Genomic DNA, 13,182 nt, shown 5'->3' with positions numbered 1-13,182 from the left:
ATGAACCCGGTTCGCTCCGCTCTCCGCAACCGCTCGGTGGTGCTCGTACTCACCGGATTCGCGGTTCTACTCGGCATCGGCGCGCTGTTCACGATGCCGCGGCGTGAAGATCCCAAGATCACCATCCGCACCGGTCTCGTGCTCGCGCGCTACCCAGGTGCAAGCGCGCAGCAGGTCGAAGATCAGGTGACGCGCAAGATCGAAGAACGCCTCTTTCGCCACCAGGAAGTTCGCAAGCTCAAGACCTTTTCGACGTCGCGCGACGCCGCGCTCGTCGTCAACGTCGAGCTCGAGGAGTGGGTCAAGGATCCGGATCGGTTCTGGGCGATGCTGCGGCACGACATGAACGAGCTGCACGCGACGGAGCTGCCGGCGACGGTGCAAGGTCCAATCGTCAACAGCAACTTTGGCGACGTCGTCGCGATGCTCCTCGCCGTGCGCGGCCCGACCTACGGCTCGCGTGAGCTCCGCGAGTATCTCGACAAGATCGACGATGCCATCCGCACGATTCCCGAGGTCTCGCGCATCAACCGCCTCGGCGAGCAGCGCGAGGAGCTTCGGGTGTCGACGACGAACGCCCGTCTCGCCGGCTTCGGCATCACGCCGCTCGACGTTGCCGGCGCCATCCGTTCGCGCACCGCGCTCGTCGACGCGGGCACCATCGACGCCGGCGACGCCGGCCGAGTGCCGATTGCCGCGAACAACCTGCTGTCGAGCGAGACCGCGTTGTCGCAGCTGCTCGTCGGATCGTCTCGCGACGGGCGACCCGTGCACCTCGGCGACTTCGCGACCGTGGACCGCGTGTACGCCGATCCGCAGTTCGTCGTTCGCGTCGACGGCGAGAGCACGGTGCTGCTCGCGGTCGAAATGCAGGAAGGACACAACATCGTGAAGTTCGGCGACAAGGTTCGGGAGAAGCTGGCGCAGCTCCGCACGACGCTGCCGCCAGACCTGATCATTCAGCCGATCGCCGATCAGCCGCAGCACGTGCAGCAACGCATGGTCGAGTTCGGCCGCGAGTTCCTCATCACGCTCGCCGCGGTGATTCTGGTGACGGTGCTGCTGCTGCCGCTTCGCGTCGCGGCAATCGCCGCCGTCGCGATTCCGATCACGGTCGCGATCACGGTGGCGATTCTGAACGCCGTGGGCATCGAGCTGCACCAGGTCACGTTCGCCGGGCTCGTCGTCGCGCTCGGCATCGTCGTCGACGACGCGATCGTCGTCGTCGACAACTACGTCGAGAAGCTGGATCACGGAATGAGCCGGCTCGAGGCCGCGTGGCGCTCGCCGACGGAGCTCGCCGTGCCGGTGCTGGCCGCGACGCTCACGATCGTCGCGTCGTTCATGCCGCTCGCCTATCTGCCGGGCGCGCCGGGCGAATTCATTCGCGCCATGTCGTTCACCGTGGCGATCGCGCTCATGGTGTCATACGCGGTCGCGATGTTGCTCACGCCGATGCTCGCGCTCACGCTGGTGAAGACCGGTCTGCACCAAGCCCCGAACGCGTCGTCGACGACGAAACAACGGCGCACGCCGCTCGACGTCATGCAGGCCGCGTACGAGCGCGTCATGACCCTGGCGATGCCCCGCAAGCGTTGGACGGTGGTCGGCGCGGTGCTCGCGTTCGTCGCCGGTCTCGCGCTGATGTCCCGCGTGCCGTACCGCTTCTTCCCGATGAACGAGCGCGATCAGCTCATCGTCGACCTCTGGATGCCGGCCGGTACGCGGCTCGCCGGAACGGACGAAGTGCTTCAGCGACTGTCGGCCGCTGTGAAGAAGGAGCCGGGCGTCCGCACGGTCGCCGCATTCACCGGCGGAGGCGCACCGCGCTTCTATTACAATCACAACCCCGAGCCGCCGACGCCGAACTTCGGCGAGCTTCTGATCAATACGGCGTCGCCCGAAGCGACGAACGCGCTGGTCGAGCGGCTCTCGACACACATCGACAGGGTCGCGCCCGAAGCCTGGGTCTACGTAAAGCCCTTGCAACAGGGCCCCGTGTTCGCCGCGCCGAATGAGATCCGTCTCGTCGGCGACGACGCGAGCCTGCTCCGCACCTACGGCGACAGTGTGGCGCAGATCTTCGAGCGGACGCCCGGAAGCGCCTACGTCCACACCGATTGGCGCGATCAGGAGCTCGCACTTGGGTTGCACGTGAAGCCTGAAGTCGCCACGCGTGTCGGACTCTCCGAAGCCGACATCGCGATGCAACTCTCCGGTGCGTTCGCCGGAGCGCCGATCTCCACGTTCTGGGAAGGAAAGCGCGACCTCGACGTCACATTCCGGCTCGACGACGCCGAACGGTCCGGAATGAGCGATGTCTCGACGACGACTCTCGTGTCGCCGACGACGGGTGCCCGCATTCCACTGCGCGAAGTCGCCGACGTCGCTCCGGAGTTCCGTGCAAGCCGCATCGTGCGGCGCAACGGCGTCCGAACGCTCACGGTTCGCAGCTTCGCCGCGCCGAACGTTCTGCCGTCCGTCGTCCTCAACGCCGCGGCGCCCAAGCTCGCCGCCCTCCAGCTGCCGGCGGGAATACGGATGGAGTTCGGCGGCGAAAAGGAAGGAAGCGCCGAAGTGCAGGGCGCGGTAAACATCGCGCTCCTCGCGTCGCTCGTCGGCGTGTTCCTGATTCTGCTGTTCCAGTTCCGGAATGTGCGCCACCCGCTCGTCATCATGACGTCGATCCCACTCGCCGTGGTTGGCGCGGCGATCGGTCTCGTGATCACGGGCAATCCGTTCACCTACACGGCGAACTTGGGGCTCAACGCGCTCACGGGCGTCGTCGTTCGGAACGCGATCATCCTCGTCGACTACGCGAACGAACTGCGCCGCAACGGGGTCGACGTCGAAACGGCGGCGCTGTTGGCCGGCCGCCGGCGTCTCCGACCGATCTTCCTCACGACGATGGCCGCCGCACTCGGCGTGACGCCCATGATTCTCTCACGATCGCCGCTCTGGTCGCCGATGGCGAGTGTCATCGCGGTCGGTCTGGTCGTGTCGATGATCTTCACGCTGGTGCTGGTGCCGGTCCTCTATGTCGTGATCGAACGACGACAGGAGCGCCGCGCCGCGCGTCGCACGCACGATGAAGTCGACAACGGCGTCGCGCTTCCCAGCTCGGCGAAGATTCCGGCGGGCATCGCCGCGCTAAGCCCGGCAGCGAGCGCCGCGCTGATCCTCGGCGTCTCGATCGTCGTGGCGTTGGTTCCATCGCGGCGCCTCGAGGCCCAAACGCCATCGGCGACTTCGGTCATGCATCTCACGATCGACGACGCCATCGCACTGGCAAGAAAGCAGAGCTACGCGACGCGTCTCGCCGAGGCACGATTCAACTCGTCGGAAGCCCACGAGCGCGGCGCCGCGGCCGATCTTCTCCCGCAGCTCTCGGTGTCGGGCACACAACTGCGCAGCAGCGGCCGCACGACCATCGTCGTCCCGCGCGGCGCACTCGGCAACGAGTCGTCGGGCGCCCCACTGCCCGCGGCCGACCGGCGCTTCGATCAGGGCGCCGCCGCGCTCACGTACTCACAGGTCTCGTTCACGCAGCCAGTCACGCAACTGTGGCGCATCCGTCAGGCGCAGCAACTGGCGAACGCGCAGACCATGGGCGCCGTCGCCGGCCGCTTTCGCGCCGAGGCGGACATCACGTTGGCCGTCGAGCGCCTGTACGCGGCAGTGTTGATCGCCCGGGCGAAGGAGCACGCAGCTGAGCTCGCGATGCGGGCAACGCAGCAGCAGACCGCAAACGTGGAGCAGGCCGTCGCCGCCGGAATCAACGTGTCCGCCCAGGGACTCGGCGCGACCGCATCCGCACTTGACGCGGAGTACGTACGCCTTGCCGCCGCCGACTCCGCGTCCGACTTCGAGAGTCAGTTGCGAAACGTTCTCGCACTGCCGACGGGTACAAAGTTGGACCTCGTCGTCCCCGAGTCACGGAACGAGCCACTCGCCGCGGCCGACGTCTATCTCTCGAAGGGTCTCGCGTCCAACCCCGACGTCGCCGCGGCGAACGCGACGTTCGAGCAAGCGAAGCACGCTTCGTCGCTCGCTCGTGACAGCTACATCCCTGATCTGGGCATCGGACTCACGTACACGATGCTGAACGGCGTGAGCTTCCTGCCGCAACACGCCGTGGGACTCAGCATTCAAGGGTCGTGGACGGTGCTCGATTGGGGAAAACGCCGCTCGCTCTCGCGCGAGCGGACAGCGCAGCAGGATGCAGCCTCGATCGGCGTCGCTCTGGCGCGCGACCAAGTCTCGGTCGACGTCGATCGCGCGTATCGAGCCGCTGTTCGTGCCGAGCACGGAGCCGGAGTTGCACACGCTGCACTCCAGGCGCATCGAGCCGAGCTCGCGATCGCGAAAGACCGAGCGGGGCGCGGTTTGATTCCGGCGACAGCGTTGGCGACGACGGAGGCGGAGGTCGCTGAGAGCGAGGCGCGCGCGCTGGCGGCGGAGCTGCAGATGAGAATTGCACGGGCGGAGCTCAGACGTGCTGTCGGTGCTGACTAACTGCTAACTGCGCAGATGACGACGGCGCGACCGCCGAACGGCGCAAATCCCGAGGAGCGCAACTCCCGAGCGGCGCGAAGGGCGCGACTGCCAAACGACGCGGCTGGTCGCGCCCCCCTGCGCGGTTCGGCTTCTGCGCACTTCGCGCCGTTGGGGAGTTGCGCCGTTGGGGAGTTGCGCCGTTTGGCCGTCGCGCCGTCGTCATCTGCGCCGTCTGCCCTTTCTCAGTGTCAACTTTACATCCCTTTTTTCGTTTCCAAGGAAACGCACCCCTACTGCGATGATTCCCACCGCACGAATGGTTTCCTTGGGACTGACGTTGTCTTGTCTCGCGGCCTGCGGCGGCGATGGCACGATTAGCTCGACGCTGCCTCCGCCCCCACCGGGCCCAACCGCCGCAAACGTCTCGATCGATCAGCCGAACGGTTTCACCGGCAAGATCAAGCTCGACGTGCACGAGCAGTTTGGTCTGACCGCGACCGTTCACGATTCGACCGGTGCGGTGCTGGCCGGGCACCCGGTTGTGTGGACGAGCAACGCGCCGAACGTGGCGACCGTGTCCAATACAGGGATGGTCACCGCCATGGCGGTCGGCGACGCGACGATTTCCGCGACGAGCGACGGAAAGTCAGATTCGCGGCCGGTGCAGGTGGTCGCGCTCAACTTGACCGCGTTTCAGTTGGCCGTCGTCACGACTAACGACAGCGGGAGTCCGGTCCCGGGAGCGACCGTGCAGCAGATCTACTACGGCGCGCGGCCGGCGGGATGTGTGACGTGCAACATCCCGTACGGCGGCTTCGTTCTCGGTGCGACCAACTCCGCCGGTTCATTCGTCGGAGGGTTTACGGCGGACCCCGAAGCGATGGACGGATTCGTCGGGGCCAATCACGCCTACGCCTATGTCATCACCCATTCACCGAACTACGAGACGGATCGACAGTTCGTCATCGGTACGGCGACATCGTTCACGCAGGCCGCGCATCTCCACACAATGAAGCAGATCGCGGCGGGCGATTCGCTGTCCGTGACGATTTCGCCTGGGGATCCGGTGTACCAAGAGTTGGACACGGCTCCAGCACTCATCCCCAACACGCTATGCCGTTCGTTCCATGTCGTCGCGGGATCCGACGGCACGCTCACCGTAAATGCGGCCGGTGACGGAGGCGTGGCACCATTCCTCGAGCTCGACAAACCCGACGAATCGGAGCTGCTCACCTATGGAAACGGCACCGTCACGAAGGCGGTGCACGCTGGGGAGATCGTCGAAGTGAGAGTTGTCTGGACGATCAGAATCGGGGCAGGGGCACAGGCATTCGAGGTAGCAACACGCATTTCCGGCACGTTCGGTGCGTCGCCTGCGATTTCACCCGAGGAGGCTCCAATGGCGAAATCTCAACGAAAGCAGAGCCGGACGACGAAGTCGAAGGCGAAGAATGGTCGCTCGACTCAAGATCGCGATCGGGATCAGAGCGAGTTCCGCGAGCCGACCGATCAGTTCGTAACCGACGCCGAGATCGAGGCACGCGAGCGCCAACGCCAGCCGTCGCCGAACGCCGGACGCGCCGGCGGAAGCGGTTCCCGCAAAAAAGGACACTAGCCGTAAACGAGACAACCGCGGCATCCGCCGCGGTTGTCTCGGCTCGATCGAAGTCCTCGACATCTCAGCGGCGCTCTATTCTGTCGCTGCCACCCGCCCCCGACGCCCAAAGTGTTCGCCGCGCGCGGAGGTCCCGTTTAAGCCACGGCCCTAAGTCACAACACCCGTCGCGCAACGACAAAGTAGCTGTAGAACCAGTCCCCACCAGCGTTCAGGTCGGTGTACGCCACACCGTGCCCCGAGGTCGACGAGTGAATGATCCGCCCGTCTCCCACGTAGATCGCCACGTGTGAGATCGCCCCACCCGGCTCGGCGAACATCATGAGGTCACCGGGACGCAGCGCGCTGAAGTCGGCCGGAATCGCACGCCCCGCGTGCGCCTGTTCGCGCGACGTCCTCGGCAGCGTGATGTGGTACTTCGCGAATACGTATTTCGTGAACCCCGAGCAGTCGAATCCTTCACCCGGGGTATTCCCTCCCCACGTGTACCGCGTGCCGACGTAGTCGCTCGCCGTGCGTAGCACACGCGCCGCCTCGGCGGATGGAGGCGGCGAGTCAGGGATGCGGCGCTTGCCGCGTGACGAGGGGGACGGGGACGGTGAGGGAGACGATCGTCCATCGGACGTCGGGATCTCGGCGGGAAGGGTCGAGATGATTGCCCCGAGGACGGATTCGGGCGTGATGCCGAGGCTTGCCGGAGTACACGCGGACAGCGGGATCAATGAAGCGACGGCGATCGCGCCGAGCGGGTACGAGCGCGCGGGCGGGAACATGCCCTCGGCCGAGGCATAGAGGGCGCCATCCGTGGTCTGAGGGAGAACCGGTTGCCGACCAACGCCTTAGCGACCGGCGCGCGTTGAACTAGTCGTCGGATCCGTCCGCTCTCGACGACAAGTCGGACGCACAATTGTAGACAGCCTCAGCGGCGGTGGGCGGAGCACCTAAGGATGACTCCGGCGGGCGGTTACGCGTCCTACTAGGGCGTTGACGCGTCCCCACTGACTGCCCGAGAACGACCATGCGCCTTATCCCAACTCACTCACTCAGCCGCACCGCGACCGGGCTGCTGTCGATTCTGTACCTCGCGGCCTGCGGTGGAAGCTCCGATGGCGGAGTCAAGACCACGACCCCGCCCGACACGACAACGACACCACCACCACCGACAGTCCCCGCGGCGCCAACCGGCCTCGCGGCCGCGTCGACGTCGGCCTCGTCGATCACGCTCACCTGGACACGGAATTCTTCGAACGAGACCGGATTCCAAGTCGAGCGGGCCAATGGGGCCAGCGGGTCATTCAATCTCATTGCCACAACCGCCGCCGGTGCCACGACATACAGCGACACGTCGTTGGCGCCGAGTACGACGTACAACTACAGAGTTCGCGCGGTGGGGAGTGCGGGGACCAGTGCGTATTCCAACACCGCTAGCCTGACGACGCCGGCGAGCTGCCCGGCGGCGATAGCAGTCACGCAGGACATCAGCATCACGACGAATTGGACGGGCAACGGCGGCTGCGTCGCATACCATATCACGAGTTCCATCAACGTCACCGGCACGCTGACGATTCAGCCGGGAACGATCATCTCGTTCGGGGCGAACGCGGCTCTCACGGTCACGACGGGAAGCATCGGCGCATTCGGTACGCCCTCCGCACGGATTCGCTTCACGGGCGACCAGAGCACGCGGGGCTATTGGAGAGGTATCACCGTCCTGACGCCCAACGCAGCGAACGAGTTGAGCTACGTCGACGTCTCGTACGCCGGCGGCGACGGCACGGCGAGCGCGGCGAATGTGGCGGTCCTTGGCGGGGCGCAGCTCAAGATCTCGCATACTCTTCTCGAGCAGAGCGCCGGCGTCGGCCTTTTCCTGGATGACATCGCAACCGTCGCCACGTTCGCATTGGATACGATGCGCAACAACGCCAAGGCTGGAATCAAGCTGCCGGATCGCCTCGTCGGGGTTCTCGACAATGCGTCGAGCTTCGCCAGCGGAAATGGAGTGTCGTACATCGACGCTTACGCCGTTGGAGTCTCGAGCTCTCAGCTTTGGCAGGTGACGTCGACTCCGATTCACCTTAGCGGACAGACCACTGTTTCGGCGGATCTCGTCATCGCGGCGGGCGTCACAGTTCAGTTCGGCGCCGATGCGGGGCTGACCGTTACGACGGGAAGCCTGATCGGGATCGGAACATCGACGAACCGAATCCAGTTCACACCCGAAAAACAACAACGCGGCTATTGGCGCGGGTTGACCATTCAGACCAACGCCGCCAACCGGCTGAGCTACGCGAACGTGTCGTACGCCGGCGGTGGTGGCGGCGCGAACGCGGCCGACATCGCGGTGGTGAGCGGCGGCCAGCTGCAGCTCGACAACGCTATCGTCGAGCAGAGCGCGGGCGTAGGCTTATACGCCGCCGGCACGGCGACGCTGCCGTTGTTCTCGAGCAACTCGTTCCGCAACAACGTGGACGTCGGCGTCCGCGTGACCGACCAACTCGTCGGTTCCCTCGATGTGGCGTCGGAGTACGCCGCCGGCAACGGCGTTGCGTATCTCGACGCGACCGCGTGGGGCGTGTCGAGTGTTCAGACATGGCGCATCACATCAGTCCCGATTCGCTTCAGCGGCCAGACGACCATCGCCGCCGGTCTCACGCTCGTGCCGGGGACCACGGTCATCGTGCGGGCGGGCGGCAACATCACGATTACGAACGGCAGTCTCACCGCGATCGGGACGTCCGCCTCTCGCATCCGGTTCTTGGGTGAGCAGACGACTCCAGGATTCTGGTGCGGTCTCGTCTTCTCGACGTCGAATGGAACCAGCGAGCTGACGTTCGCCGAAGTCGCGGATGGCGGAGCGGGTTGCGGAACTCGGCCGGCTAACGTAGAGATCACGGCCGGCGGAGCGGTCAAAGTCACCAACTCGACTATCCATGACGGCGCAGGATGGGGGCTGTACGTCGAGCTACAGGGAATCGTTACTCCCAATCCATTGGCGTCGGCGGGGAACGTGTTCACGAACAACGCGCTCGGATCCACAAACGCGCCGTAGGTCGTCGGATGGGTAGCCTCCAGCATGCCTGACTCTCGCGCGACCTCGGTGCCTCGTGTCACGCTGTTCGTCGACGCACAGCAGTCGATGTACTTCAACAGCTACGCGTTCAGCGGGACGCTGTCGTTGTCGAAGCAGGGCCGCATCTCGCTGGACGTTCGAGACATCGACTACGCAAGCCTGCTGGCCGGTGAGCGGTCGCGCCCGTACGTCGAGTTGGACATAACTTGGTCGTCGGGCCGAAGTATGCGGGTTTTTATCGATACGCACGATCGCGCCGACCTCTTTTTTCCGATCGGGCTCGAACGAGCAGGCTTGTACTTCAAGCGCAGTTACGTAGCCGACGAAGTGATTCGCGCCGGCGCACCCGCGGACCGTATCGTGCCCTTCGGCGCGATGTTCAACGTCGCGACGGCTGCCTGCAAGCGCCTGATCTTCGGCGCGTGGATCAAGCGACAGGGACTTGGCCAGCTGCGCGCGATCAGCGTCGTACGCGAGCGGATCGAGTATCCGGGTTACACTTCTCTCATCGCCGCTCCGACGAGGAAACGGGCCCACGGCGTCCTGCTGCGCAGTCGCCTCTGGGACGACACCGAAGTCCGCGGCGAAGACACGGCGGAAGCTGTCAACAACGAACGGATCCGATGGATCAGCCGGCTCAAGAATGGCTTGGGCTCAAGGTTCACCGGCGGTTTTCTACCGACGTCCGTTGCGCAGCGAATGTGTCCGGAGCTGATCGATCGGTCGGGCGGTAGTCGACGCGCGTATCTCAAGGATCTCCGCAATAGCGCGATCTCGATCTACACGCGCGGCCTGCATGGCTCGACCGCGTGGAAGCTGCCCGAGTCGATGGCCGCCGGATGCGCCGTCGTCGGCGAGCCGCTCACGCACATCCTTCCCGAGCCTTTGGAAGATGGCTTTCATCTCGTTCACGTATCGACGCCCGAAGCGTGCGTGGAAGCCTGCCATCGGCTGCTCGACAATCCGGATTCGCTGTTCGCGATCCAGTTGAACGGCCGATCGTATTTCGATTCTTATATGCATCCCGCGGAGAGGATGGCGCGGGTATTGGCCCGTGCGGCGTCCGTCGCCGGAGAAGCCGGCACAACCGACGCCGTTGGCTACGCGTACAGCCGCTACGACTCGATGCTGAGACGCGGCGAAACGGAGACGCGGCGAGAATAGGAGCCGCGCTCGACCGCACACTCGTTCGTCCCTCGCCGACTAGGCTCGACGGCTCCCGCCGTCGATGGCCCGGAAAGTGTCGCATTTCAGCCTCGGCGGCACCGAAACAAACACGGCGACGGCGCCGTCATGTGTATTCAGCGGTGGACGGGCGAATACGATGGAGACGACCAACGGCGGCCCCCGGCGTGAGATCGACCATGCTCGACTGCGTGACGCAGCGGCCGAGTCACTTGGTCGAACGACCCCGACAGGCGCGACGAGGAAAGTCGAGCTCGAGGTTCCGCTCGGCTCATTCACTGACGCAGCGCCCGTCGACTTCCAGGTCCGCAAGACCGGTTCGCGGCTGAGTGGGCTGCGGGACGCGATCAAGCGGCTGTGGCCGTGGAGCAAGCCCGCGGGCGCGCACGCCAACGCCGCGGTTGGCGGCATTCAAGAGATCACGAAAGCGACGAACGCTTGGTTCGATCGGGAAGTGACAGCCCTCGAAGGTGACGCGCGTTCGCTCGCCGCCGACTGGGCCCACAAGGGACTGCCTCGGCACGACGTCCCTCGAACGGCTCCGCTCGAGGTCGAACAGTTCCTCGCGGGCCGGTGCACCGAGACGTTTCGTCAGTGGACCGATCACGTTCGCGTGACGATGCGCGACCGGATCGCGCGCGAAGCCGAGGCGATCGGCGACAGGCTCGTCGAGCTGCGCGGGTCGACGACGCGCATCGAGCGACTCGAGTCGGAGATCGCCGGCACCGATCGCAGAATTCACGAGCTGCGGACCGAAGCAAAGGAGGTCGCGGCGCGGGTCGGATTCGAACCCATAATCCCGAGTTGGGTCTTTTTCTGGTTCTTTGCGATCGCGCTCACAACCGTCGAGTTCTTCGCGAACTTTCCGGTGTTTCGCCTGCTGCTTCCGATGAAGCCGGCCCTCGCCAAAGCCGCGGAAGACGCGGCGCAGGATGCCGTGAGCGGCGATTGGTGGGCGGGTTTGGCGATACAGATGAAAGAAGTCGTTCTGCACGCCGACGCGCTCTTCGTCGCGCTCATCGCGGTGCTCTTTCTGGTCTTGTTCGGCAAGACGATGGGAGGATCGGGCCGCGTTCTCGTCGCGCTCAGGACCAAGGACCAGCCGCTCGCCGCGACGACCATTCGCAGCATTCGGCGACAACACCTTGCGGCGCTGCTCGTCTGTTCGTTGGGCGTGGCGGCCGTGCTGACGTTTCTGTATTTGTCGCGTGGCAGCATCGCCACGGTGGCCGCGTCGCGCGTACGCGCCGACAGCCTCGAGTTGCAACGGCTCAAGGCCGAAGCACAGCAGCTCGCGCCGGGAGACCTGGGCGCGATGGCTCGGTCCGCCTCGGCGATTCTCGAGAAAACGCGGACGCTAGAAATCCATCGCGACGATCGCGCCTATGCGACCACCGTCCAGAACAACAACGGGCCGCTGTTCTTCCTCAATTTGGGACTCGTCTTCGGCGCGGCGATCCTGGGATTCCTGACGTATCGCCAGAAAGTGAGCGAGGGAGAGGGAGGCGAAGCGCATCCGGCGATCATCCAGCTGCGCGCCGATCGGCGAAGGTTGCAGACAGACGCGCACGCCGCCGTTCAGGCCGGCCGCGCGACCGAAACACGCGCCCGCGCGAGCATCGCACGCGTCGAGCATCTGATGACCGCGAGCCCGCTCGCCGAGTGGAGCGCCAAGGTCGATCGATTGGCGGGTGTGATTCCGTTGTTCCGCGGCGAGAACGCACGACTGCGCGGCATCGACCCGGCGAGCATTATCGCGTTCGCCGGAGATTCGCCCCTGTCGCTGCCGATCGTCGAAGCGGAGCGCGGTTTCCCGGAGCCGACGGACTTCGCGAGGGTGAAGGAGGAATTCGCTGTGACCCGTCGTGATTTCGGTGCCGCCGTGGCGCGAATTCCGATCAATCCCAGCGACGCGACTACGATATGATGGGCGCGACGATGTGGACGCGGCTGGCACTCGCAATCGCTTCGGTTGGACTCGCGTTGCCCGCACTCGGTTGCAGCGAGTCGGCCGGCGCGAAGACGGCCGCGTCCCCCGCCAATCGATTCATCGTCGGAATCGACCTCTCCGAGAGTCGCTCGGTCGAGGCGCTAAGAGATTCGCGACGGCTCCTCGACGACGTGGTTGAAACGCGGCTGCACAACGGCGACGAGCTGGTCCTGCTGGAGATGTACGGCACAGCGGACACCGGCGATCATCAGTGGATCGACTCAGTTCCTCGCTTGCGCCGGCCGGGCGTCGTCACCGCGTCGGACAAGCGGCGGCTCGAAGATTTCAAGGTCGTCGCGCATCAGGTGGTCGGCGCGATGTTCGACCCGAACCGCGTCCGCCGGATCGACAACACCGACGTGTTCGCGACGATCAGACGTGCGGCCGACTACGCGAAAGTGGCCGACGGTCGGCGGGCGACGCTGATCCTGCTGTCCGACATGGAGAATTCGACGGACGAAATGCGCATGGAACGCGCCGGCGGCATTCCGTCTCCCGCCTGGATCGAGGTTCGGCGCAGCGCGAGCCGACTTCCCGACATGCGCGGCGTGTGCGTGTTAGTCGCCGGCGCCGGGTCGACGACGCAGCACGAGGCGACGATTCGCGATTTTTGGATTCGGTACTTCGCGGCGGCGGGAACGGCGCTAACGGCGAACAACTATCGGGGGTTTGTGCCGGATGCGGGGGAGGTCCGGTGTTAGGTCTTGGAAGAAACGGCGCCAACTTGGTGGGAGGGCTTGCTAGGAGCGCTGACGTCCTAGGAGCGCTGACGTCCTAGGAGCGCTGACGTCCTAGGATCGCTGACGTCCTAGGAGCGCTGACGTC

Annotated in this window: 7 protein-coding genes; 6 read left to right on the top strand and 1 reads right to left on the bottom strand. The window is 65.3% G+C overall.

Annotated elements, in window-relative coordinates; genetic code table 11:
• Together VGQ44_02190 and VGQ44_02185 are read left to right on the top strand one after the other, a co-directional pair.
• Window positions 1–4,515 (top strand): efflux RND transporter permease subunit, encoded by a 4,515-nt coding sequence (locus VGQ44_02190; GenBank protein ID HEV8445593.1) that lies wholly within the window; start codon window positions 1–3, stop codon window positions 4,513–4,515.
• A gap of 280 nt (window positions 4,516–4,795) precedes the next feature.
• Window positions 4,796–6,112: an Ig-like domain-containing protein gene (locus tag VGQ44_02185; protein ID HEV8445592.1), complete on the top strand. Its 1,317-nt coding sequence runs from the start codon at window positions 4,796–4,798 to the stop codon at window positions 6,110–6,112.
• Between the two features lie 155 nt (window positions 6,113–6,267).
• Here the strand turns inward: VGQ44_02185 and VGQ44_02180 are convergent, their stop codons facing one another.
• Window positions 6,268–6,885, bottom strand: coding sequence for a C40 family peptidase (locus VGQ44_02180; protein ID HEV8445591.1), 618 nt, complete (start codon window positions 6,883–6,885; stop codon window positions 6,268–6,270).
• Between the two features lie 245 nt (window positions 6,886–7,130).
• On the opposite strand from VGQ44_02180, the gene VGQ44_02175 reads away from it, so the two are divergent.
• From VGQ44_02175 to VGQ44_02160, 4 genes are all read left to right on the top strand, one after another.
• Window positions 7,131–9,161 carry a fibronectin type III domain-containing protein gene (locus VGQ44_02175; GenBank protein ID HEV8445590.1) on the top strand — a complete coding sequence of 677 codons (2,031 nt, stop codon included), beginning with the start codon at window positions 7,131–7,133 and terminating at the stop codon, window positions 9,159–9,161.
• 24 nt (window positions 9,162–9,185) lie between these two features.
• Window positions 9,186–10,346, top strand: coding sequence for a glycosyltransferase (locus tag VGQ44_02170; protein ID HEV8445589.1), 1,161 nt, complete (start codon window positions 9,186–9,188; stop codon window positions 10,344–10,346).
• 64 nt (window positions 10,347–10,410) lie between these two features.
• A complete protein-coding gene (locus VGQ44_02165; GenBank protein ID HEV8445588.1) occupies window positions 10,411–12,294 on the top strand; it encodes a hypothetical protein in 1,884 nt (627 codons plus the stop codon).
• The gene (locus tag VGQ44_02160) at window positions 12,291–13,058 is read left to right on the top strand and encodes a hypothetical protein (protein HEV8445587.1); all 768 of its coding nucleotides are present in this window, start codon (window positions 12,291–12,293) and stop codon (window positions 13,056–13,058) included. The genes VGQ44_02165 and VGQ44_02160 overlap by 4 nt, the downstream gene beginning before the upstream one ends.
• Window positions 13,059–13,182: the final 124 nt, after the last annotated feature.

The organism is Gemmatimonadaceae bacterium (assembly GCA_036003045.1).
Lineage (GTDB): Bacteria > Gemmatimonadota > Gemmatimonadetes > Gemmatimonadales > Gemmatimonadaceae > JAQBQB01.
This window is presented reverse-complemented; position numbering and strand designations above follow the sequence as displayed.

Bases quoted from the DNA above. Each gene is read 5' to 3' on its own strand.
- VGQ44_02190 (HEV8445593.1), top strand. From the start codon at position 1: ATGAACCCGGTTCGCTCCGCTCTCCGCAACCGCTCGGTGGTGCTCGTA.
- VGQ44_02185 (HEV8445592.1), top strand. From the start codon at position 4,796: ATGATTCCCACCGCACGAATGGTTTCCTTGGGACTGACGTTGTCTTGT.
- VGQ44_02180 (HEV8445591.1), bottom strand. From the start codon at position 6,885: ATGTTCCCGCCCGCGCGCTCGTACCCGCTCGGCGCGATCGCCGTCGCT.
- VGQ44_02175 (HEV8445590.1), top strand. From the start codon at position 7,131: ATGCGCCTTATCCCAACTCACTCACTCAGCCGCACCGCGACCGGGCTG.
- VGQ44_02170 (HEV8445589.1), top strand. From the start codon at position 9,186: ATGCCTGACTCTCGCGCGACCTCGGTGCCTCGTGTCACGCTGTTCGTC.
- VGQ44_02165 (HEV8445588.1), top strand. From the start codon at position 10,411: ATGGCCCGGAAAGTGTCGCATTTCAGCCTCGGCGGCACCGAAACAAAC.
- VGQ44_02160 (HEV8445587.1), top strand. From the start codon at position 12,291: ATGATGGGCGCGACGATGTGGACGCGGCTGGCACTCGCAATCGCTTCG.